Origin of the sequence: Nocardioides sp. 616, assembly GCF_002930065.1 — a bacterium.
Classification (GTDB): Bacteria; Actinomycetota; Actinomycetes; order Propionibacteriales; family Nocardioidaceae; genus Nocardioides; species Nocardioides houyundeii.
The window spans coordinates 1-21,834 of the sequence record NZ_POAG01000007.1 but is presented as its reverse complement, the minus strand read 5'-3'; the positions used below and the strand labels follow the sequence as shown (position 1 = coordinate 21,834).

The 21,834-nt window shown below is 72.9% G+C and carries 17 protein-coding genes; 8 read left to right on the top strand and 9 right to left on the bottom strand.

Translation table 11 applies throughout. From position 1 onward, the window contains the following. On the top strand, positions 1 to 1,684 hold a 1,684-nt coding region (locus C5H89_RS01850), incomplete at its 5' end, for a glycosyltransferase family 2 protein (protein WP_104105411.1). Here the strand turns inward: C5H89_RS01850 and C5H89_RS01845 are convergent. The 4 genes from C5H89_RS01845 to C5H89_RS01830 form a co-directional block, all read right to left on the bottom strand. Next, positions 1,668 to 3,833: an AAA family ATPase gene (locus C5H89_RS01845; RefSeq protein ID WP_104105410.1), complete on the bottom strand. Its 2,166-nt coding sequence runs from the start codon at positions 3,831 to 3,833 to the stop codon at positions 1,668 to 1,670. The two genes, C5H89_RS01850 and C5H89_RS01845, sit on opposite strands and share 17 nt — an antisense overlap. A gap of 80 nt (positions 3,834 to 3,913) precedes the next feature. Further along, a complete protein-coding gene (locus C5H89_RS01840) occupies positions 3,914 to 5,248 on the bottom strand; it encodes a hypothetical protein (protein WP_104105409.1) in 1,335 nt (444 codons plus the stop codon). Next, positions 5,245 to 5,796 carry a SigE family RNA polymerase sigma factor gene (locus tag C5H89_RS01835; protein WP_104105408.1) on the bottom strand — a complete coding sequence of 184 codons (552 nt, stop codon included), beginning with the start codon at positions 5,794 to 5,796 and terminating at the stop codon, positions 5,245 to 5,247. Before C5H89_RS01835 ends, C5H89_RS01840 begins: the two co-directional genes overlap by 4 nt. A gap of 45 nt (positions 5,797 to 5,841) precedes the next feature. Next, positions 5,842 to 6,600 (bottom strand): enoyl-CoA hydratase-related protein, encoded by a 759-nt coding sequence (locus C5H89_RS01830; RefSeq protein WP_104105407.1) that lies wholly within the window; start codon positions 6,598 to 6,600, stop codon positions 5,842 to 5,844. Positions 6,601 to 6,741: 141 nt separating this feature from the next. Between C5H89_RS01830 and C5H89_RS01825 the strand changes: the two genes are divergently transcribed. From C5H89_RS01825 to C5H89_RS01795, 7 genes are all read left to right on the top strand, one after another. Further along, positions 6,742 to 8,976, top strand: a complete 2,235-nt coding sequence (locus C5H89_RS01825; protein WP_104105406.1) for a fused MFS/spermidine synthase — start codon at positions 6,742 to 6,744, stop codon at positions 8,974 to 8,976. Positions 8,977 to 9,057: 81 nt separating this feature from the next. Then, on the top strand, positions 9,058 to 10,992 hold the full coding sequence (locus tag C5H89_RS01820; protein ID WP_104105412.1) for an anthranilate synthase family protein: 1,935 nt from the start codon (positions 9,058 to 9,060) through the stop codon (positions 10,990 to 10,992). A gap of 30 nt (positions 10,993 to 11,022) precedes the next feature. Then, entirely contained in the window at positions 11,023 to 12,426 is a 1,404-nt protein-coding gene (locus C5H89_RS01815; RefSeq protein ID WP_104105405.1) for a hypothetical protein, read from the top strand. Positions 12,427 to 12,464: 38 nt separating this feature from the next. Continuing rightward, positions 12,465 to 14,168 (top strand): sulfatase-like hydrolase/transferase, encoded by a 1,704-nt coding sequence (locus tag C5H89_RS01810; protein ID WP_162799165.1) that lies wholly within the window; start codon positions 12,465 to 12,467, stop codon positions 14,166 to 14,168. 38 nt (positions 14,169 to 14,206) lie between these two features. Further along, on the top strand, positions 14,207 to 14,800 hold the full coding sequence (locus C5H89_RS01805; protein WP_104105403.1) for an aminodeoxychorismate/anthranilate synthase component II: 594 nt from the start codon (positions 14,207 to 14,209) through the stop codon (positions 14,798 to 14,800). After that, positions 14,800 to 16,050, top strand: coding sequence for an anthranilate synthase component I family protein (locus C5H89_RS01800; protein WP_104105402.1), 1,251 nt, complete (start codon positions 14,800 to 14,802; stop codon positions 16,048 to 16,050). Before C5H89_RS01805 ends, C5H89_RS01800 begins: the two co-directional genes overlap by 1 nt. A 62-nt stretch (positions 16,051 to 16,112) precedes the next feature. Beyond that, positions 16,113 to 17,771 carry a DUF222 domain-containing protein gene (locus C5H89_RS01795; RefSeq protein ID WP_162799164.1) on the top strand — a complete coding sequence of 553 codons (1,659 nt, stop codon included), beginning with the start codon at positions 16,113 to 16,115 and terminating at the stop codon, positions 17,769 to 17,771. Positions 17,772 to 17,781: 10 nt separating this feature from the next. On the opposite strand, the gene C5H89_RS19440 is transcribed toward C5H89_RS01795, so the two are convergent. The 5 genes from C5H89_RS19440 to C5H89_RS01770 are packed head-to-tail and all read right to left on the bottom strand — an operon-like array spanning position 17,782 to position 21,682. Further along, on the bottom strand, positions 17,782 to 19,173 hold the full coding sequence (locus tag C5H89_RS19440) for a HAMP domain-containing sensor histidine kinase (RefSeq protein WP_275887091.1): 1,392 nt from the start codon (positions 19,171 to 19,173) through the stop codon (positions 17,782 to 17,784). Continuing rightward, positions 19,170 to 19,877, bottom strand: a complete 708-nt coding sequence (locus tag C5H89_RS01785) for a response regulator transcription factor (RefSeq protein ID WP_101525967.1) — start codon at positions 19,875 to 19,877, stop codon at positions 19,170 to 19,172. Before C5H89_RS01785 ends, C5H89_RS19440 begins: the two co-directional genes overlap by 4 nt. Before the next feature lie 53 nt (positions 19,878 to 19,930). Further along, the gene (locus tag C5H89_RS01780) at positions 19,931 to 20,791 is read right to left on the bottom strand and encodes a fructosamine kinase family protein (RefSeq protein ID WP_104105399.1); all 861 of its coding nucleotides are present in this window, start codon (positions 20,789 to 20,791) and stop codon (positions 19,931 to 19,933) included. Next, the gene (locus C5H89_RS01775) at positions 20,788 to 21,303 is read right to left on the bottom strand and encodes a low molecular weight protein-tyrosine-phosphatase (RefSeq protein ID WP_104105398.1); all 516 of its coding nucleotides are present in this window, start codon (positions 21,301 to 21,303) and stop codon (positions 20,788 to 20,790) included. The genes C5H89_RS01780 and C5H89_RS01775 overlap by 4 nt, the downstream gene beginning before the upstream one ends. Continuing rightward, positions 21,296 to 21,682 (bottom strand): phage holin family protein, encoded by a 387-nt coding sequence (locus tag C5H89_RS01770; RefSeq protein WP_104105397.1) that lies wholly within the window; start codon positions 21,680 to 21,682, stop codon positions 21,296 to 21,298. Before C5H89_RS01770 ends, C5H89_RS01775 begins: the two co-directional genes overlap by 8 nt. Positions 21,683 to 21,834 lie beyond the last annotated feature (152 nt).

The following is a 21,834-nucleotide window of genomic DNA, read 5'->3' as shown; positions in this document are numbered from 1 at the left end:
CGTCGGGGTCGACGTCGACCCCGAGGCACTGGCCGCGCTCGCCGCGCGGGGACTGGAAGGACACCGCGCCAGCCTGCTCGGCCCGGACGTGACCGGGGAGCTGATGCGCATCCTCGACGGCCGCCGGCTCGCCTCGATCAGCTTCCTCGACGGACTCGAGCACTTCGCTGACGGTGCTGACGTCCTCTCGGCGATGTCCCGGCTGATGTCGGAGCACCGTGCCGCGGGGGTGATCAGCGTCCCCAACGTGACCCACCTGGACGTGGCGACGAAGGCCGTGCTGGGGGAGTGGGAGTACACCGACGCGGGGCTGCTCGACTCCACCCACGTGAGGCTGTTCTCGGGGCGCTCCCTGGCCGCGGCGCTGCGCGCGGCCGGTCTGGGCCGCATCGCCTCGCGCGACGTCGTGCTGGCCCGCAGCGACCAGCACCAGCCCGCCGACCATGCGGGGCTCTCGGAACGGACGTCGTTCGCCCACTGGCTGAACGCCGTGCGTGGCGACGCAGAGCCGCACGGCCAGACCAACCAGTTCGTCTGGGCGCTCGGCCCCGTCCCCGCCCAGGCCGGGGTCGAGGCCCACCGGGACGCCTCGAAGGTCTTCCTCAGTGTGCTGATGCGTACCCAGGGCCGCCGGCCCCAGGAGCTGCGCGAGGCACTGCTCTGCCTGGCCGCCCAGACCTGCCAGGACTTCGAGGTGCTGCTGGTTGCGCACCGGACCACGAGGCAGGAGCAGGTCATGGTGGAGCGGCTCGTCGCGGACCAGCCGCCGAGCCTGCGGTCGAGGATCCGGCTGATCCTGCTCGACGAGGGCGGCCGGACGGCGCCGCTCAACCTGGGGCTGCGGGAGGCCCACGGGCGGTACGTATCGATCTTCGACGACGACGACCTCGTGCTGGCCCACTGGGTGGAGGCATTCGCCAAGGCCGAGCAGGGCAACGAGGGCCGCGTCCTGCGGGGGGTGGCGTTGCGCCAGGACGTGGACGTGGTCGACGTGCGCGGACGTCAGGGCGTGCGCGCCCTGGATGCGCCGCACGCCGTCTACGACCTCGAGTTCTCGCTGGCTCACCACCTCGTCCGCAACCAGACCCCGCCGCTGTCGTTCGCGTTCCCCAGATCGCTGCACGTCGACTTCGGACTGGCGTTCGACGAGGAGCTGTCGACGACCGAGGACTGGGACTTCCTGCTGCGGGCCGCTCAGCTCACCGGAGTCACCGACATCGCGCGCACGATCGCGGTCTACCAGTGGTGGACCGCCCGGGAGTCCTCCCGGACGCTGCACTCGGAGGATGAATGGGGGGAGAACTACTCCTCCATCAACCGGCTGATCGACTCGCGGCCGCTGCTTCTCCCCGCGGGGGAGACCGGGGTGCTCAGGCGAGACCTGGGTCGACTGCGGAGGGCCGAGCAGATCGTCGGCGAGCAGCAGGACCTGATCCTTGAGCTGCACCGCAGCTACCAGAAGACGCAGGACCAGCTGCGCGCCGACCTCGAGGCCGCGCTGACCAGGGTGCACCGGCTCAACACCATCGTGGCGAACAGGGACGCTCAGCTGGCCAAGATCAAGACCCGGCTCAAGCGTGCCAAGGCCAACGCGGCCGACGCCGGGGTGGCGACCGAGACGGAGCAGCCGAAGCGTCGGCGGCTGCGGCGGCTGCGCCGCGACGACCTCAGCGCAGGATCGTGAGCAGCTGGGTGGCGCGGGTCAGCACGACGTAGAGGGTGGCCCGCCCGGTGGCGGACTCCGCCTCGATCTCGTCGGGCCGCACGACCACGATGCCGTCGAACTCCAGCCCCTTGGTGTCCACACCGGTCAGCACGACGATGCGGTCCTCCCCCGAGGGAGCCTGGGTCGAGTCCACCGCGCGCGCCGCGCCCCGGGCGTCGTCGGCGAACTCCGGCCAGGACGCGAGCCAGGCGTTGACCTCCGAGCGACGGGCGGCCGGCACCACGATGGCCACCGTCCCGCCCACGCGCCCGGCGAGGTCGGCGACGGCCTCGCGGGTGCCGCTCTCGAGGTCGTCCACCTGCACCTCGCGCGGCTCCTCGCCGGTGGACCGGACGGCCTCGGGCAGGTCGGCGTCGAGTCCCACGCGCTGGGCGTACGCCGCGGCGTAGGAGTAGATCTCGGCGGAGTTGCGGTAGTTCTTGGACAGGTGGAAGGAGTGGATCTCCTTGCCCGACAAGGCCTCCTTGCGGGCGGCCTCGGCCTCGGCCGGCACCGGCCAGGAGGACTGCGCGGGGTCGCCGACGATGGTCCACGAGGAGACGCGACCGCGGCGGCCCACCATCCGCCACTGCATGGGGGTGAGGTCCTGGACCTCGTCGATCAGCACGTGCGCAAAGGGGTCGTCCTCGAGGCGGTGCAGCGGCGGACGCCACGTCCGGCCCGCCGGTGCGTACTCCCGGTCCGAGGCCGTGGTCAGCTCCTGGAGGTCCCCGCCGACGTGGTCGTCCAGGGTGTGGTCCTCGTCCGCGCGCACCGGCACGTCGCCCAGGGCGTAGCGCAGCTCGTCGAGCAGCGGCACGTCCTCCACGCTGAGCGGCAGGCCCTCGGCCCACGACTTCGACAGCAGGGCCTGGTCCTCGGCGCTGATCACGCCCTCGCCCACCCGGGCCAGGAGCTCGGGGTCGGCGAGCCAGCCGAGCACGTCGGCGGGGTTCAGCGGCGGCCACCACGCGGTGGCGAAGTCGAGGAAGGACTGGGTGGAGAGCATGTCGTCGTTGAAGAGCTCCCGGCCCCGCTCCCGGCCGCGCTCGCCGCGCACCTGGCGCCACATCGCGTCCAGCAGGGTAGAGGCCACCCGCGGGAGCTGGCGGTTGCGCATGCCCTGGGTCATCAGCTGGCGCCGGAGCCGGCCGAGCAGTGCCGGGTCGAGCACGATGGTGTCGTCGCGCCAGAAGATGCGGTAGTCGCTCGGGCTGCCCGGCGCGGCCTGCCGCGCGGTACGGCGCATCAGCTCCGCCATCCGGGCGGCGCCCTTGACGTCGGCCACCGCGGGCTCGTCGTGCCGGGTGGCGCGCACGCCGTCGACGACCTCGCCCAGGGAGCGCAGGGCCACCGCGGTCTCGCCCAGGGAGGGGAGCACCCGCTCGATGTAGCGCATGAAGACCCCGCTGGGGCCGACGATCAGCACGCCACCGGTCTCGTAGCGGCGGCGGTCGTTGTAGAGCAGGTACGCCGCGCGGTGCAGCGCCACCACGGTCTTGCCGGTGCCGGGGCCGCCGGAGATGGAGACGACGCCCTTGCCCGGGGCCCGGATCGCCCGGTCCTGCTCGGCCTGGATGGTGGCCACGATCGAGTGCATGGAGCGGTCGCGGGCCCGGGACAGCTGGGCCATCAGCGCGCCCTCGCCGACGATCGGCAGGTCGGTCGGCTCGGAGTCGTCGAGCAGCTCGTCCTCGACGCCGACCACGGTGCGGTGGTCCGAGCGCAGCACCCGACGACGTACGACGTTCATCGGCTCGGCGCCGGTGGCCTGGTAGAACACCGCGGCCGCGGGGGCCCGCCAGTCGATGAGCAGGGAGTCGCGGTCCTCGTCGCGCAGGCCGATCCGCCCGATGTAGCGGGGCTCGGAGTCCACCGCCGGCTTCAGGTCGAGGCGGCCGAAGACCAGGCCCTCGTGCGCGGCGTCGAGCTGGGCGATCCGCTTGGCGGCCTGGAAGACCATCGCGTCACGCTCCACCAGGCCACCCTCGTGGCCCAGCTTGCCGCGACCGTGACCCTCACGCGCGAGCTGCTTGGCGGCCTCGGCCGACTTGCCCAGCTGCACGTAGACCCGGTCGACGAACGCCTGCTCCGTGGCGATCTCCCGCTCGACGAGCTCCTCGGACAACGCGGCTACCTCACTCCTGTGCGACCGCGGACACGGTCGGGACAAGTAGTCAAGACTACCGGCCCCTCAGTCGCGGGGCTTCAGGGCGTCCGGGTGTAGATCGCCGCGCCGGGGCGCCCTCCGGCACCAGTGCCCTCGACGCGGACGTCGATCCGGCTGCCCGGGGGGAGGAAGAACGGACCCATGCCGCCGCCTCCTTGCATGGTGCCTCGGACCTCTCCGTCGACGGTGACCACGACGTTGGACTTCTCCCGAATCCCGGAGGCGAACGCGTATCCCATGGACGGCTCGTCGACGCGGACGCGATGCTCGACGAGGTCAAGGGCGGTCCCGGTCCGGGTCCGGAGCCTTCCGAGGTCGTTCGCCAGCGTCCAGGTCACCCCGTCCACCTCCACGAGCCTGGGCACCGGCACGCCGGCAGGTTCCAGCAGGGTCGCCGGCTCGGCGACCTCGTAGAACCCGGCGGCGAGCAGCGTGTCGGTCCCCACCTCCACCGGGCGTCCGTCGGCGTCGACGAGCCGCAGCTCGGCGGCCACCACGTCGCCGGGGGCGAGCGGACCGGCGTCGGTCTCCACCTCGTCGGTCAGGGTGGCCAGGGTGAGGACACCGGGATCGAAGGAGACCTCGTCGGCGCAGGCGTCTCCCCAGACGACGCGCGAGCCATCGAGCAGGAGCTCGTACTGGGCGGGCCCCTCGGTGCCCGCGCAGACCGCGCCGAACCGCAGGTCCCCGTCGGGCACCTCCACGGAGAGCCGCAGCGTCGACTCGCCCCGCACCGCGTCGGCGGCGACCAGCCGGTCACCCGCCACCTGCTCCCGGAAGGTCATGCCCTCCACGGTCACGCCGGCTGGAAGCTCGTCGGAGAGCTCGTAGAAGGCCAGAGCGTTCTCGCCCGGGCCGGAGAACTCGAAGGTTCCCTCCTCGCCCGCGTCCGCCCGCCAGTACTGCGAGAAGTCCGCGGCGGTGGGCCGGTAGGCGTCCCCGTCGGGCTCCGCGACCTTCCAGGCCTCCAGGTTGTAGGGCTGCGGGATCACTTCGTTGGCCCAGGCGATCACGATCGGGCGCCCCAAGCCCTCCAGGTCGAGCTTCACCTGGTCGGTGCCGGTGACGGAGCCGGCGTACTCGTAGGTCCACCCGGCCGCCTCGATGGTGGCCGGCACCGGGTGTCCGGCGAGCTCGGTGGGCACGGAGGCGGGGCTGGGCGCCCGGTCCCCGGGCAGCAGCACCGGCACCAGGGAGACGACGCCGACGACGGCCGCGGCGGCCACCGCCACCCCGGCGGCCCGGCGCCGGCGGACGGCGCGGACCCGGCCGCGCAGCTGTGTCGTCCGGGTGCCGACGTCGAGCGGCGAGCCGTGGTCGAGGTCGTGGGCGTGGGTGCGCAGCGAGGTACGCAGCTCGTCGAGGCTGTTCATGCCAGGTCTCCGTTCAGGTCGAGGACGTGCTGGTCACCGCTGTCCAGGGCAGGGTCGATCCGGAGCTTGGCGAGCGCCTTGCTCGTCTGGCTCTTGACCGTCCCGGTCGAGCACTGCAGCAGCGCTGCTGTCTCCTCGACGGAGAGGTCCTCGAAGTAGCGGAGCACTACGACGGCGCGCATCCGCCGGGGGAGCCGGTCCATGGCCACCCACAGGTCGTGGGTGTCGTCGGCGCGGGTGCCGTCGCCGGTGCCGTGCTCGGGCAGCTCCTCGGTCGGCCGCTCGTGGTTCCAGCGCCGTCGCCACCACGAGGCATAGGTGGTGAACAGGATGCGCCGCACGTAGGGCTCCGGGTCGCGGTCGACGCGTCCCCAGGCGAACCACACCTTGGTGAGCGCGGTCTGCAGCAGGTCCTCGGCGAGCGCGTGGTCGCGGGTGAGCAGGTAGGCGCTGCGCAGCAGCCCGGGGGAGCGGGCCGCGACGAAGTCGTCGAACCCGACGGCTGCTGTCACGGCCCGCTCCGAGGTGTCGTCCCACACGGTGGTCATGCCCTCTCTACCGGGTGGAGGCAGGAAGAGGTTGCCTCTGAACGGCTACTTCTTCCGTGACAGGAACGCCGTCATCGCCTCGCGCGCCTCGTCGGAGCCGAAGAGCCGGGTGCTGAGGGTGGCCATCTCGTCGCCCAGCGCGTCGATGCGCGCGACCAGGTCGGCGTTGAGGATGCCCTTCGTCTCGCGGATGCCCTGGTTGGCGCCGGTGGCGAAGGCCGCGCACAGGCGCTCGACCTCGGCGTCGAGCTCGGCCGCCGGGACCGCCTTCGTGACCAGGCCGTACGCCGCCGCCTCGGCGCCGGTGAAGACCTCGCCGCCCAGCGCGGTCAGCGACGCGGCGCGCGGGGTCATCCGGTGGAAGACGGTGAGGCTGATGATCGCCGCGGCCAGGCCGAGCTTGACCTCGGTCAGGGCGAAGGTCGCCTCCTCGGCACAGACGGCGACGTCGGCCGCGGCGACGATGCCGATGCCCCCGGCGCGCACGGCGCCCAGGTTCTTGGTGACCACCACCTTCGGCATCGTGGCGATGAGGCGCTGCAGCGCGATGATCCGACGGGTCCCCTCCTCCATCCCGGTGGTGCTCGCCTCGGAGAGGTCGGCGCCGGAGCAGAACACCTTGCCGGAGCTCTGGATCAGCACCACTCGCACGGCCTCGTCGCCCGCGGCGGTCTCCAGGTGCTCGAAGAGCTCGGTGACCAGCTGGCGCGACAGGGCGTTGCGGTTGTGGGGAGAGTCGAGGGTGATGGTCGCGACGGCGTCGGAGACGGCGTACGTGACGAGCGTGGTGGGGGCGTCAGACATGGCGCACATCCTGCCGTACCGGGGCCGTGGCCGGCGGTGAACCAGTCGTGCCGTTTTGCTCCCGCGGACCCCGCTCCGCGGCTAGCCTCCGGCTCAGGTGGCGGCTCCCGAACCGAGGACCGCCTCGAGCGAGAGGCCCTGATGGTTGTCGAGGTGCAGGCCCCGTCCACCGGACCCACGGCGTCCCCGCCGCCGCTGCGGCACCGTCCCGGGCTGACGCTGCTGTTCGCCCTCACCTCGTTCGTCGGGGCCTCCCTGCTCTTCGTGGTGCAGCCGATGGTGGCGCGGATGCTGCTGCCGCACTTCGGCGGCTCGGCCTCGGTGTGGAGCACCAGCAGCCTCTTCTTCCAGGTGCTGCTGCTGGGTGGCTACCTCTACGTCCACCTCACCACCGGGCGCCTGGGCCGCCGGGTGCAGCCGGTGCTGCACCTGGGAGTCCTCCTGGTGCCGCTGCTGGTGCTGCCGGTCGCGCTGCCCCAGCTCGGCGACGTCACCAGCTCACCGGTGGCCAGGCTGCTGTGGGCGCTGGCCCTGATGATCGGCCTGCCCTTCGTCGTCATCTCCACCACCGGGCCGCTGCTGCAGCGGTGGTACTCCTGGACCGGGCTGCAGCGCTCGGAGGACCCCTACTTCCTCTTCGCCACCAGCAACCTGGGCAGCTTCGGCGGACTGCTGGCCTACCCGTTCCTGATCGAGCCGTTCCTCCGGCTGGACCAGCAGCGCACCTGGTGGTCGTGGGGCTTCGTGGTGTTCGGGCTGCTGATGGCGACGTGCGGCCTGCAGGCCCTGCGGGGCGCCCGCGCCTCGGTCGCGGTCGAGGAGTCCCGCAGCGAGCCGCTCCCAGCGGCACCCTCGGGGCCCCGGCACCCGGCGCCCACCGGGCGCACCGTGGGCTGGTGGCTCTTCCTGGCCTTCCTCCCCAGCACCCTGATGCTGAGCGTGACCTCCCACATCTCCACCGATGTGGCCGCCATCCCCCTGATGTGGGTGGTGCCCCTGGCGATCTACCTGGCGACGTTCGTGGTGGCCTTCGCCCGGGGCGAGCGGGAGCCGGGACCCTGGGTGCTGCGGCTGGCGGTGGTGATCGCGGCCGGTGCCGCCCTGGTGAGCCTGAGCCAGAACGCGCTGCCGATCGTGGCTCGGCTCGGCGTCGACCTGGTGCTGCTCGGCGCCGGCGCGTACGCCGCACACGCCAGGCTCGCCGCGACCCGCCCGCACCCCGACCACCTCACCCGCTTCTATCTCGTCGTGGCCGCCGGTGGGGCGCTGGGCGGCCTGCTCAACGGTGTGCTGGCCCCGATGTTCTTCGACCGGGTCTGGGAGTACCCGATGGCGCTGGCGGGGATGATGCTGCTCGGTCTCGGCACCGGCGCCCGGCCCCGAGGGCGCTACCACCCGGCCTTCGCGCTGGCGCTGCAGTCACTGGCGCTGGGGGTGGCGCTGCTGGTCATCGGCAAGGTCGGCATCTCCTGGGGGGCCGAGCGCGGCTGGCCGCTGCTGCTCGTCGTGGCGGCCGCGGCCGTGCTGGCCGCTGTGGCGTCGCTGAGACCGGGTGCCCTCGCGGTCGCGGTGGTGGGCGCGCTGGTCGTCGCGGAGGTCGCCAGTGTCGGCGACCTCTACCGGGACCGGACCTTCTACGGCAGCTATCGGGTGGAGCAGATCGACGACAAGCGCGTCTTCGTGCACGGCACCACCGTGCACGGTGTGGAGATCACGGGTCCGGGCGATCCCCAGCCCATCTCCTACTACGGCCCGCGCGGTCCGGTGGGCGAGCTCTTCGCGGCGCTGCCGGCCCCCGACCACGTGGCCGTGGTCGGTCTCGGGGTGGGCACCTTCGCCAGCTACGTCGGCGCCGGCCAGGAGCTCACCTTCTACGAGATCGACCCCGAGGTGGTGCGGGTCGCGGAGAACCCGGAGCTCTTCACGTTCCTGTCCTCCACCGAGGCGGACGTGCGCCAGGTGGTGGGCGACGGGCGGCTCTCGCTGCAGGCCGAGGCGCCGGGGTCGGTGGACCTGCTGGTGCTGGACGCCTTCTCCTCCGACGCGATCCCGGTTCACCTGCTGACCCGCGAGGCGTTCGGCGGCTACGCCGACGCGCTCGCCGAGGACGGGGTGCTGCTGGTGCACATCTCCAACCGGATGTTCGACCTCGAGCCGGTGGTCGCCGCGGCGGCCGACGAGCTCGGCTGGAGCACCCTGGTGGGGGAGGCAGAGGGGACCGGGGACGAGCTCTCCAGCACCTGGGTCGCGCTGGCCCCCGACCGGGCCTCACTGGGAACGCTGGTGGAGCACCCCGACTGGCGGTCCCCCCACGAGGAGCGGGTCGCCTGGACCGACGACTTCTCCTCGGTGCTGTCCGTGCTCGACGTGAGCTGAGGCGTGCTGGACCTGGGCTGAGGCCCGGGTCGTTTGGGACGCGGCGCCTAGTGCCGATCACCGCGAACTAGGGTGCTCGCCATGGACACCACCCACGCGTCGGCCCAGGAGGTGCGAGCAGCGCTCGCCGAGCTCCAGGGGCACGAGGCCTGGGCACTGCTGCGGCTGGCTCGCAAGGAGCCCGGGGACCCCGACGTCGTCACGTTCGTCGGCGGCCCGCGCAGCGAGGTCGACTCACTCCTCGACGTACCGCTGGAGGAGGGAGTGCCTCCCGAGGGGCGCCGTTTCGACCGGCTGCTCGCGGTGCCCTTCCGCCAGGTGCGGGAGCGCGGCTTCGAGGCCCACGACGACGGCGCTCCGCTGGTGGTGGTCGACATCGAGACCGAGCAGCGGTTCGCGGTGCCGGCGGTGCTCGAGGCGATCGTCGACGCGGGCCTGGAGTTCACCGACCGCGGCGGGTTCGAGACCTCCGACGAGGACTACGCGGCAGTCGTGGAGTCGATCATCCGCGACGAGATCGGGCAGGGCGAGGGCGCCAACCTGGTCATCGGCCGGCACTACACCGCGGTCGTCGCCGACTGGGACGCCGACAAGGCGCTGACCCTGTTCCGGCGGCTGCTGGATCGCGAGCGCGGCGCCTACTGGACCTTTCTCTTCTTCACCGGCGACCGCTACCTGATCGGCGCCAGCCCGGAGCGGCACGTCAGCGTGCACGGCGGCGACGTGCGGATGAACCCCATCTCGGGGACCTTCCGGGTCGGGGCGACCAGCGCGGCGGAGATGAAGCCGCGGCTGCTGGAGTTCCTGCGCGACGAGAAGGAGATCTACGAGCTCTTCATGGTCGTCGACGAAGAGCTCAAGATGATGTGCGAGCTGTGCCACGAGGGCGGCATGGTGCTCGGGCCCTTCCTCAAGCCGATGACCCACCTGGTGCACACCGAGTACCTGCTGGCGGGCCGGTCCGACCGGGACGTGCGCGAGATCCTGCGCGACACGATGTACGCCGCGACCGTGACCGGCAGCCCGGTGGAGAACGCGTGCCGGCTGATCAAGGCCTACGAGCCCGAGGGTCGCGGCTACTACGGCGCGGCGCTGGCCCTGCTGGGGCGCGACGAGAGCGGCGAGGCCACGGCCGACAGCCCCATCGTGATCAGGACCGCGGACGTCTCCCTCGACGGCCGGGTGAAGGTGACCGCGGGCGCCACGCTGGTGCGTGACTCCGACCCGGCGTACGAGGTGGCGGAGACGCACGCCAAGGCCGGCGGCATCCTCTCCGCCCTCGGCCTGGTGCCCGGTGCCGGCACCCCCGCGCAGGGCCTGGCCGAGCTGGCGCGCGACGAGGACGTGCTGATCGCCCTGCAGTCGCGCAACCGTCGGCTCTCGACGTTCTGGCTCACCGACCAGGCCGGGTCCACCCCGGACCCGGAGCTGGCGGGCAAGCGGGTCGGGATCATCGACTGCGAGGACGACTTCGTCAACATGCTCAGCCACATGCTCGGCGTGATGGGCATGACCAGCGAGGTGGTCCGGCACGAGGCGCTCGACGACCACGACCTCGACGAGCTCTTCGACCGGTGGGACCTGGTCATCGTCGGGCCCGGTCCCGGTGACCCGCGCGACGGGGACGACCCGAAGATCGCCCGGGTCCGCGCCGCGGTGGACCGGCTGCTCGCGCGGCGCCAGAAGTTCCTGGCCGTGTGCCTGGGGCACCAGACGCTCTGCGAGCGGCTGGAGATCCCGCTGGTCTTCAAGGACATCGTCTTCCAGGGCACCCAGTCCTCGGTCACGATCGGCGACCGGGTGGAGCGGGTGGGCTTCTACAACACCTTCGTCGGCCGGGTCGGGGAGTCCGGCCTGCCCGACTCGGTGCGGGTCGAGGCGGACCCCGAGACCGGAGACATCCACTCCTTGGTGGGACCGCACTACCAAGGCATACAGTTCCACGCGGAGTCGATCCTCACCGAGCGCGGCTACGACCTGATCAACGAGCTCGTCGCGCAGGTGCTGCGTGGCTGAGGCACCAACCACCACAGGGGGACGCACGACATGACGGCTGGATTCAAGGTGCGCCTCGCGGCGTGCGCGTCGGCGGCAGCGGTGGCGCTGGGCGCCTTGGCCGGTGCCCCCACCGCCACGGCTTCCCCCACCCCCACCGAGGTCAGCCTGAGCATCGTCGACCCCGCCGCCCGGGCCGCGGGGCAGCGGGTCTCCGCGCCCTCGTCGGCGCCGATCAAGAGCAAGTTCTCCATCCGCGGCAAGGTCAAGGTCAAGGGCAAGTCCAAGCGGGCCGTGCGCCTGCTGGAGAAGCGCGGCAAGCGCACCGTGGTCATCGCCCGCAAGAAGACCTCCAAGAAGGGCGTGTTCACCTTCAAGGTCAAGGCGGGCAAGAAGCAGAAGGCCCGCAAGTTCACCGTGCTGGCTCCCCGGGCGCGTGGGGCGAAGAAGTTCCAGAAGCGGTTCAAGGTCCGCATCGTGTCCAACAAGGCCGCGACCGCCCTGGCTCCGGCCTGGGCCAACGGCACCTCGGTCGCCTACTCCGCGGCGCCCACGATCGCCTCGGGGCTCGTCGGCGGTGAGGCGGCCGCCGGTCGCACCGTGCTGGTCCAGCAGCAGTTCGGCAAGAAGTGGTTCGACGCCGCCCAGACCGTCTCGGGCCCCGACGGCTCGTTCTCGGTCGCGCTGAGCAACGACTGGCTGCGCAGCGCCCCCACCCGGGTCCTGGTCCCCAAGACCGGGTCCGCCCGAGCCGCGGTCTCCGAGCCCGCCGGTACGGCGGTCGCCCCCGACTACGTGCCCAACGGCACCGACCCCGGCGACTGGACCGAGTTCGACCCGACCCGTCGCTACCGGTTCAACCCGTGCGCGCCGATCGTCTACAAGGTCAACTACACGCACGCTCCCGGGTACGCCCGGGCGATGGTGGCCCGCGTGATGCGCCACGTCCGGCTCGCCACGGGCTACACGCTGGTCGACGGCGGGGACACCGCCGGCTGGCCGGACCCCGCTCCGGGGCAGGCCGGTGCGGACGCCGACACCATGCTGATCATCGGCTTCGGCGGCCAGGCGAACACCTCCATGGACCTGTCGGGCAAAACGCTCGGTCGCGGCGGTCCGGACCGGGGCGTGTGGGCCAAGGACTCGCGCGGGCGGCACGTGCAGATCACCCGCGCCTCGCTGATGCTCGACACCGTCGAGCCGCCGGTCGCGTGGAACGAGGACATGATGTCCAAGACCCTGACCCACGAGATCGCGCACGCCCTCGGCCTGGGCCACGCCACCTCGCTGGGACAGATGCTCGGCCCGATCAACGGCCCCGAGCGGCCGACCCGCTACGGCACCGGGGACCTCGCCGGCCTGGCCACCAAGGGGATGCAGGCCGGGTGCTCGCGTCCCGAGCTCAAGAAGGGCGCGCGGGTCGCTCCGGTGACGAACAGCGTCAAGCTGCCCTGATCGTCCCTAGGATGGGGGGCAGCACGGGGGAGAGTGACATGACGAGAGCACGGTGGTGCGCCGCGCGGGCGGTCGCCCTGGTCGCCGCCGTGGCGATGCTGCTCGGATGCGCCCCCGCGGTGGGCGACGTGCACCCGGACCCTCCGGCCCGCAAGCCCCAGACCGCTGCGCCCCAGGCCCGTCCGAACATCGTCCTGGTCCTGATGGACGACTTCTCCATGGACCTGCTGCCGACCATGAAGGGGGCGCGGCGCCTGGCCCGCCGGGCTGCGACGTACCAGCACTTCGTCGTGGACTCGCTGTGCTGCGTCTCGCGCGCCAGCCTGATGACAGGGCAGTACCCGCACCAGACGGGGGTGCGGACCAACACCGCCTCGGTGGTGCCCGGGGCGGGACCGATGGGCGGCTGGTCGGCGTTCCACGCCTACGGCAACGAGCAGCGCAGCGTCAACGTGCGGCTCCAGGACGCCGGCTACACCACCGGCTTCGTGGGCAAGTACCTCAACCAGTACGAGTACCTTCCCGGCGTCAAGCCGCTGCCGCCGCTCCCGGCCGGCTGGTCGCAGTTCAACGCCCTGTTCGGGTCGGCGTACGACGGGTGGGGCTTCGACAGCACAGGCGTCTCCGGTGGCCGGCTGCAGGCGCGGCACCACCCCATCCCGCCGGCCACGGCCTCGCGCGCCACCCGGGACGCCTCGTACGCCGGCCAGGTGGTGGAGGACTACGCGCTCGACTTCATCCGCGGCCACCGCGACGACGCCGCGCCGTACTTCCTCGAAGTGGCGCCGTACGCGCCGCACAACCGGACCAACCCGCAGGGCGCCTATCCGGGCGACCCGATCTTCCCGCCCGCCTTCCGGGACCGCGCGGGTGGCAACAAGGCCCAGGGCAAGAAGGCGCAGGGCAACTGCGGCCTCGTCCCCTGCCGCGCGCTGACCACCAAGGACCTGCCCGGTTTCGGGGACCGCCGTGCCGACAACGCGCCACGCACCCTGGCCGGCCGCAAGGCCCGGGCCTGGAACACCGTGCCCACCCTCGGCGCGGCCCGGGCGACGGCACAGCTGCGCAACCGGGCGCAGATGGTGCAGTCGATCGACCGGACCCTGCGCCGGATCCTCAAGGCGGTCGACGACGACACCGTGGTGGTGCTGACCTCCGACAACGGGTTCCACCTAGGCCAGCTCGGGTTGGGGATGGGCAAGGGGACGGCCTACGACACCGACATCCGGGTGCCGCTGCTCATCGCGGGCCCTGGGATCACCCCGGGCGCGCGGACCGAGATGACCAGCAACCTCGACCTGGCCCCCACCTTCGAGGAGCTCGCCGGGCTGCAGCCGGCCGCGTTCCGCTCCGGCACCTCGCTGGTGCCGACCTTCACAGACCCGTCGCTGCGCATCCGCGACCACGTCTTCGTCGAGCACACCACCGACACCGCCGGTGACGACCCGGACCTGGCGTTCACCGGGGGCGAGCTCAAGCGCATCCCGTCCTACGTCGCGGTGCGCAGCCGCGACGCGCTGCTGGTGCGACTCGACCTGGACCCCGACCTGCGCAGGACCAGGTACGCCTACGAGTTCTACTCCTACGCCAAGCGCGGCTGGGAGAAGACGAACGTCGTGCACCAGGCCCGGTACGCCGCCCAGGTCGCGGCGCTGCGGGCCAAGCTCGAGGAGTTCGACGCGTGCGCCGCGACCGCCGGGGACACCGCGGTGAGCGAACGCTGCCGCCGCATCACGCAGTGAACCCTGCTATGACTGGCGCTGCCATGAGTAGCGCTGCCGTGACTCCCGACGTGGTGGTGGTGGACCACCACGACTCCTACACGCAGAACCTGGTGCACCTGGTCGCGGGCGTCACCGGGGTGCTGCCGCGGGTGGTGCAGCACGACGAGGTCCCGGCCGCCGAGGTGCTCCGGCACAGCCACGTGGTGCTCTCCCCGGGCCCGGGCCACCCCGACGTGGAGCGCGACTTCGCCGTCGGGCGCGAGGTGCTGCGCGCCGGCACCCGCCCGGTGCTGGGGGTCTGCCTGGGGATGCAGGGCCTGGTCACCGCCTTCGGCGGCCGGGTGGACCGGGTGGAGCCCGCGCACGGCGACCTCGCGGTGGTCGAGCACGACGGTCGGGGGGTGTTCGCCGGGGTGCCGCAGCGCTTCGGCGCGGTGCGCTACCACTCGCTCGCGGCAGTGGCGCTGCCCGACTGCCTGGAGCAGACCGCCACCAGCCGCGGTGCGGACGGCGACGCCGTGGTGATGGGGGTGCGGCACCGCCGGCTGCCGCTGGAGGGCGTGCAGTTCCACCCCGAGTCGATCCTGTCCGAGCACGGCGCCGCGCTGGTGGCGAACTTCCTGGCGCCCGGGTTCGGGCGGGGTGCGTGATGACCACTCCCGAGGAGCACTTCGCCGAGGTGGCGGCCGCCCAGCCGCGCTGCTTCTGGCTCGACGGCGGCGGCGCCCGCGACTGGTCGGGACGCCGCTCGATCATCGGCTGGCTGGACCCCGACGACGTCTCCCTGACCCTCGATGCCCGGGCCGGGGAGGTGCGGCGGCACACCGGCGGGGGGTCCGTGGTGGTCGGCTCCGACATCTTCGAGGTGCTGGAGGCCGAGCTGGCGTCCGGGTCCGCCCAGGACCAGTGGTTCGGCTACCTCGGCTACGCCTCCCGCCCGGACCTGCCCGCTCGGCCGGACCGGTCGGCGGCCGAGGGTGGGATGCCGGACGCGGTGTGGATGCGGCCCCGGCACGTGCGGTCCTTCACCCACGCCGCGGCGGTTGGCACCCGGCGTACTGGACCGGCGGAGGGGTTGCCGACGGTGCCGGTGGCGTACGCCGCCGCCTTCGCCGCCGTCCAGGAGGAGCTGCGCGCCGGCAACTCCTACGAGGTCAACCTGACGCACCGGGTCACCACCCGCTCCGACCTCGACCCGGTGACCGCCTACCTGCGGTTGCGCGAGCTCAACCCCGCCCCGTACGCCGGGTTCCTCCAGCACGACGTCGACGGGGCCCGGGGCTGGCTGCTCAGCTCCTCGCCGGAGCGCTTCGCCCTGGTCGGCGCGGACGGGGAGTGCGAGACCAGGCCGATCAAGGGCACCACCCCGCGCGGTGCCACCGCCGCCCTGGACGAGGCGTCCCGCGCGCACCTGGCGGCCGATCCGAAGCTCCGTGCCGAGAACCTGATGATCGTGGACCTGCTGCGCAACGACCTCTCCGCGGTGTGCGAGCCGGGCACGGTCACGGTGCCCGAGCTGATGGCGGTGGAGTCCTACGAGAGCGTGCACCAGCTGGTCTCGACCGTCCGCGGACGGCTGCGGGCCGGGGTGTCAACGGTGCGCGCGCTGCACGCCCTTTTCCCTCCGGGGTCGATGACCGGCGCGCCCAAGCTGCGCACCATGGAGATCATCGACGCGGTCGAGGCGACCCCGCGCGGTGCGTACGCCGGAGGCTTCGGCTGGCTCGCCGCGGACGGGCGCGCGGACCTGGGGGTGGTGATCCGCTCCCTGATGACGGCCGGCGACGGGCGGTGGACGCTGGGGACCGGCGGCGGGATCACCGTGCGCTCCGAGGTCGCCGAGGAGTACGCCGAGGCGACGTGGAAGGCGGAACGGCTGCTCCAGGTGCTGGCGGGCTGAGGCTCTCGCGCGGCTGTGGATGACCGCAGCGAGTGTCGGCGATGGTGACTAGAATCGAACACATGATCGAGTCCTCCACTTCGGCGTCGCGCGGCGATTCCCCTGACCCCTGCGCCGGTCCGGGGACGCCGGAGGCGGTCGCCGTCGGTTGGGTCGCCGACCTGGTCGAGCAGCTCTCGCACCTCGGGTCCGGCGCGGCCTCGGGGACCGGCGAGCCGGCAGACGACGGTGGCACGCGGCTGGCCCTGATCGAGGAGCTCACCCGGGTCACCTGCGCCGCGGCGGCGGCTCGGGTGCGACTCACCGCGTCCTTCGTGGCCCAGGAGACCCAGCGGGTGGAGGCGGAGCGGGACCGGGTCCGGCGGGAGCGACGCGCCGGCACCCGCAGCCCCGACTGCCGTGCGGTGACGGGCCCCGGGGTGGCGCTCGTGGTCGGTGCCCAGGTCGGGCTGGCCCGGCACGAGTCCCCGGCGCGGGGCCGTCGCTACGCCGACGCCGCCGTGCTGCTGGTGCGCGATCTGCCGCACACCCTGGCCGCCCTGAGCCGCGGCGATCTCGACGAGGAGCGGGCCATGGTGGTGGTCCGCGAGACCGAGCACCTGGCGCCGACCCAGCGGCGGATCCTGGATGCCGAGCTGGCCGCGGCCGACGGTGCCGCGGAGGGGCCGGATGCTCTCGGCGGTCCGGTCGAGGGGGTCGGCGCCAGCGCGCTGGGCACGATGGGGCCGGAGGCGCTGCGCCAGGCCGTGGTGCGACTCTCCCTGCGTCTCGACGACGAGGCGGTCTCCGGTCGCATGAGGCGCGCCCGCCGGCAGCGGCGCGTCGTGGGTCGGCTGCTGGGCGACGGCACCGGCCAGGTCTCCGCCGTCCTGCCCGACGAGCACTACGCGTCCGTGATGGCTGCCCTGGCGCAGGCGGCCGGTGCCGCCGCCGCTGCGGGGGACTCGCGGACCCGTGACCAGGTGAAGGCGGACACCTTCGTCGCCCGGCTCACGGGGCTGGACACCACCCGAGCCACCCCGGTCGCGGTCAACCTGGTCATCAGCGTCGAGTCGCTGCTGGGGCACTCCAGCGAGCCGGGCTTCCTGCACGCGCTGACCACCACCGCCGGGCGGCCCACGGGTCGGGGTTCGATCGGTGGCTACATCCCGGCCGGACTGTGTGCCGACCTCGTCTCATTGGCGACCGCGGACTCCAGGGCGTCGCTGCGCCGGCTCTTCACCGCACCCGGCGACGACCAGCTGGTCGCGATGGAGAACCGTGCCCGGCTCTTCGACCGCCAGCTCGCCATGATGATCAACTTCCGTGACGGCGGCCTCTGCCGGACCGTCTGGTGCGACGCGCCCGTCCGGCACGCCGACCACGTCACCGCGGCGGCCGACGACGGGGCCACCAGCCTCGGCAACGGGCAAGGGCTGTGCGAGGCCTGCAACCTCGTCAAGGAGACGCCGGGCTGGGACAGCTGGGCCACGACCGACGACCGAGGTCGGCACGAGGTCGGCACCCTCACGCCGCACGGTCACCTCCACCTCTCCCATCCGCCTGGACTGCCCCGGCCGCCGGGCCCGGGCGCCGGGATGGGCGCCGGGTTGGCGGCGAGCAGGCCCGGCGCCCCCGAACCGCCGGGGGTGCCGGCCGGCCGGACGTGGCTGGAGAGCCGGGGGTTCAGCACGGTGGAGGCCGGTTTCGGTGCTCGGGTCCTCTTCGCCGACGCCGGCTGAGCGGCGCTTCCTACTCCGCAGCCACGTGCTGGGGCGCGCGCGGCAGCCACATCACCAGACGGGCGCCGCCGCTGGGGGACCGGTCCACGCGGACGGCGCCGGAGTGCCGCTCCACGGCCTGCCGCACGATCGAGAGCCCCAGCCCGGAGCCGGGCATGGAGCGGGAGTCGTCGGAGCGGTAGAACCGGTCGAAGACGTGCGGCACGTCCTTGGCGGCGATGCCGGGACCCTCGTCGTCGATGGTCAGCACCCCGCTGGTGAGCCGGACCTTGATGGTCCCGCCCTCCCTGCTCCACTTCGCGGCGTTGTCGAGCAGGTTGGTCACTGCCCGCTCCAGCGCCTGCGCCTCGCCGCGCACCCGCCAGGGCTCCAGCTCGACGTCGAAGACCACGGCAGGGGCCCGCCGGCGCACCCGCGCCAGCGCCCGCTCCACCACGTCGACCAGGTCGATCTCGGCGATCACCTGCGAGAGCGGCTCCTCCCGGGCCAGCTCGACCAGGTCCCCCACCAGGGTGGAGAGCTCCTCGATCTGGGCCCGCACGTCATCCAGCAGCTCGCGCCGGGCGTCCTCGGGCAGCCCGTCGCCGGCCTGGCTGAGCAGGTCGAGATTGGTGCGCAGGCTGGTCAGCGGGGTCCGCAGCTCGTGCCCGGCGTCCGCGACGAGGCGACGCTCCCGGTCGCGGGAGGCCGACAGGGCGGCCAGCATGTGGTTGAACGCCGTGGCCAGGCGGGCCATCTCGTCGTCCCCGTCCACCTCGAGCGGGCGCAGGTCCTCGGTCTGGGCGATGTCCTCGACGGAGGCGGTCAGCCGGCGTACCGGCCGCAGACCGCTGCGGGCCACCATCCACCCGGCCATCGCGGCGACCAGCACCCCGGCGGCTCCGAAGGCGAGCATCACCGTGCCGAGGCCGCGCAGCGTCCGCTCGTTCTCGTCCAGCGTCTGCAGCAGCACCAGGGCCTGGCCTCCGCCGGCAGGCACGGTGGCCGCCCGGTAGACGACGCCGTTCTCGGCCCGGATGGTGCGCACCGACTCGTCCAGGGTGCCCTCGGCCACGGCCAGCTCCGGGGCGCCCAGCGCCACGGAGGGGCCCTCGTTGTCGGCGGTGAGGACGTCCTTGTCCTCGCGGATGAAGATGACCCGGACGTCCGCGGCGCCCAGCATCCACGAGGGCACGTCCCGGGCGGTCATCTCGGCCAGGGCGCTGTAGGAGGCGGCCTTGGTGGCACGGTTGAGCAGCGACTCGTCGAGGGAGGACTGCAGCTGCATCCGGACGGTCACGAACGACCCGGCGGCCATGAACGCGATCGCCACCCCGACGGCCATGGTGGTCAGCAGCGCCACCCGGCTGGCCAGCGAGCGGCGGTAGTGCCACCCGTGCCGCTGCCACATCGCCGGGCTCACCCGTCCTTCAGCACGTAGCCGACGCCGCGCACCGTGTGCAGGAGGCGGGACTCGCCCTCGGCCTCGGTCTTGCGCCGCAGGTAGCCGACGTACACCTCGAGGGAGTTGGCGGTCGTCGGGAAGTCGTAGCCCCAGACCTCCTCCAGGATGAACGAGCGCTCCAGCACCCGGCGGGGGCGGCGCAGGAACATCTCCAGCAGGGTGAACTCGGTACGGGTGAGCTCGATCAGCCGGTCACCGCGCCGCACCTCCCGGGCGCCCAGGTCCATGGACAGGTCGCCGAAGACCAGCGACTCCTCGGCCTCCTCGGCCGAGGGAGTGATCCGGCGCAGCAGGGCGCGCAGCCGGGCCAGCAGCTCCTCGAGGGCGAACGGCTTGGTGAGGTAGTCGTCGGCACCGGCGTCCAGCCCCTCCACCCGATCACCCACCGCGTCGCGGGCGGTCAGCACCAGGATCGGCACGTCGTTGCCCGCGGTGCGCAGTGCGCGGGTGGCCTCGAGCCCGTCGAGCCGCGGCATCATCACGTCCATCACCACCACGTCCGGGAGGGTGGACCCGATGCTGGCCAGAGCCTCGGCGCCGTCGCGGGCCAGCGCCACGTCGTAGCCGTTGAACTCCAGGGAGCGGCGCAGGGACTCCCGCACCGCCTTGTCGTCGTCGACCACCAGGACCCGCGGCTTCGTCGACTGCTTGCTGTCCGGCATGACCGCCATGCTGCCAGCGGGACCTGAAGCGGCGCTGAGAGGGCCGCTCGACCTCACGTGAAGCGGCCGGCGACCGCACCGGCACGGGCGCCGTACCCGCCGCCGAAGTGGCAGGCGTGGACCAGGAGCGGGTGCAGCTGGTGCAGCCCCGTCCGGTCCTGCCACCCGTCGGCCAGCGGGGCCTCGTCGGCGTAGGCGGCGAGCGCCCGCTGCAGGTTGGGCAGCCCGAACAGCGACAGCATCGCCAGGTCGGTCTCGCGGTGACCGCCGTGCGCGGCAGGGTCGATCAGGTGCACCGCGCCGTCCAGCCCCCACAGGCAGTTGCCGTTCCACAGGTCGCCGTGGATGCGCGCCGGACCCTCCTCGGGCACCAGCGCCGAGAGCCGGCCCAGGACGGACTCCACGGCCGTGGCATCGCTCTCCTCGATCGCGCTCCGGTCGCGGGCCAGCTTGAGGTAGGGCAGGATCCGCCGGGTGGCGAAGAACTCCGCCCAGGTCGGGGCGGTGCGGTTGGGCAGCGGCAGCCGGCCGATGTAGCCGTCGCGCTCCCCGCCGTACGCCGGGGCACCCGCGGCGTGGGTGCGCGCGAGACGCCGGCCGAAGTCCACCGCCGCGTCCGGGGTCGTCCGCCCGGGCTCGATCCAGCGCACGATCAGGCAGTCGCTGTCGACGGCCAGCACCTCGGCGGCGGGAGCGCCGTCGGGGACCTCGCCGAGCCAGCGCAGCCCGGCGGCCTCGGCCTCGAAGAAGCCGGGCGGGGGGTGCGGGAGGGTCTTCATCAGGGCCGTGGAGCCGTCGTTGAGCCGCAGCCGGGTCGCCGTGGCGATGTCGCCCCCCGCGACGGGAGCGGTGCTCACCACGGCCACGCCGAGCAGCGCCTCGGCCCGGCGTGCCACCACGGGGGAGCGGGTCATGGGCCGACGGCGTCCGAGAGCAGCCTCACCAGGTGCGTGCTGGTGCGCTCGACCATGGACATCACCTCCGTGAATCCTTGCTCCCCACCGTAGTACGGGTCAGGTACCTCGCCGCCCGGGTTCTCCGGATCGAAGGCGCGAAACAGCCGGACCCGAGGGGTCTCGCCGCCGACGTCGGCGAGGTTGGACCGGTCCATCACCAGGACCAGGTCGCAGTCCTGGTGCCAGTCCGGCTCGAACTGCCTGGCGCGGTGCCGCGTCGGGTCGTGGCCGGCCCGGGCGAGGGTGGCGGCGGCCCGCTCGTCCATCGGCTCGCCCACGTGCCAGCCGGCGGTGCCGGCGCTGACCACCTCGACCCGGTCGTCGAGACCGGCGGCGGCGACCTGGTCGGCCAGCACCACGTGCGCCATCGGGGAGCGGCAGATGTTGCCCAGGCAGACCAGTGCCACCCGGTAGCGGCCCGGAGTGCGGGGAGGAGGCAGCGCCTCGGTGTCGCCCGGGCGGTCAGTCATCGACGGCGGCGCTGAAGAACCAGCCGACCAGGGTGATCACGATCGATCCGCCCACGGCCGTCCAGAACCCGTCGACCTTGAAGCCGATGTCGAGCTGGCCGGCGACCCAGGCGGTGAGCATCAGCAGCAGGGCGTTGATGACGAGCAGGAAGAGCCCCAGGGTGAGGATGATGAACGGCAGCGAGAGCAGCTTGACCACCTTGCCGACCACGATGTTGACCGCCCCGAAGATCAGGGAGACCACCACCAGCGGGACGAGCTTGTCCTCCAGCTGGGCTGAGAAGGGATGGTTGGCACCGGTGAACCGGATGCCGTCGAAGAGCCAGGCTGCGGTGGCCACCGCCACGGCGGTGGCGACCAGCCACGTCAGGAAGCGCATGCACCTCACCCTAGGGGGAGTCGCGCAGCCGGGTCGGAAACGCGGGCCTGGGACGTGCCTCAGAAGCGCAGGGCTGCCTTGATCGCCACCTCGGCGTCGGCGAGGTGCTCGGCGAGGTGGTCCGCCGCCGCGGCGACGTCGCCGCGCTCCAG

Excerpts from the sequence above, each read along its gene's own strand:
- C5H89_RS01825 (WP_104105406.1), top strand. The coding sequence starts at position 6,742 with ATGGTTGTCGAGGTGCAGGCCCCGTCCACCGGACCCACGGCGTCCCCG.
- C5H89_RS01770 (WP_104105397.1), bottom strand. The coding sequence starts at position 21,682 with ATGCGCTTCCTGACGTGGCTGGTCGCCACCGCCGTGGCGGTGGCCACC.
- C5H89_RS01795 (WP_162799164.1), top strand. The coding sequence starts at position 16,113 with ATGATCGAGTCCTCCACTTCGGCGTCGCGCGGCGATTCCCCTGACCCC.
- C5H89_RS01835 (WP_104105408.1), bottom strand. The coding sequence starts at position 5,796 with ATGACCACCGTGTGGGACGACACCTCGGAGCGGGCCGTGACAGCAGCC.
- C5H89_RS01785 (WP_101525967.1), bottom strand. The coding sequence starts at position 19,877 with ATGCCGGACAGCAAGCAGTCGACGAAGCCGCGGGTCCTGGTGGTCGAC.
- C5H89_RS01775 (WP_104105398.1), bottom strand. The coding sequence starts at position 21,303 with ATGACTGACCGCCCGGGCGACACCGAGGCGCTGCCTCCTCCCCGCACT.
- C5H89_RS01820 (WP_104105412.1), top strand. The coding sequence starts at position 9,058 with ATGGACACCACCCACGCGTCGGCCCAGGAGGTGCGAGCAGCGCTCGCC.
- C5H89_RS01800 (WP_104105402.1), top strand. The coding sequence starts at position 14,800 with ATGACCACTCCCGAGGAGCACTTCGCCGAGGTGGCGGCCGCCCAGCCG.
- C5H89_RS01830 (WP_104105407.1), bottom strand. The coding sequence starts at position 6,600 with ATGTCTGACGCCCCCACCACGCTCGTCACGTACGCCGTCTCCGACGCC.
- C5H89_RS01780 (WP_104105399.1), bottom strand. The coding sequence starts at position 20,791 with ATGACCCGCTCCCCCGTGGTGGCACGCCGGGCCGAGGCGCTGCTCGGC.
- C5H89_RS01815 (WP_104105405.1), top strand. The coding sequence starts at position 11,023 with ATGACGGCTGGATTCAAGGTGCGCCTCGCGGCGTGCGCGTCGGCGGCA.
- C5H89_RS01810 (WP_162799165.1), top strand. The coding sequence starts at position 12,465 with ATGACGAGAGCACGGTGGTGCGCCGCGCGGGCGGTCGCCCTGGTCGCC.
- C5H89_RS01840 (WP_104105409.1), bottom strand. The coding sequence starts at position 5,248 with ATGAACAGCCTCGACGAGCTGCGTACCTCGCTGCGCACCCACGCCCAC.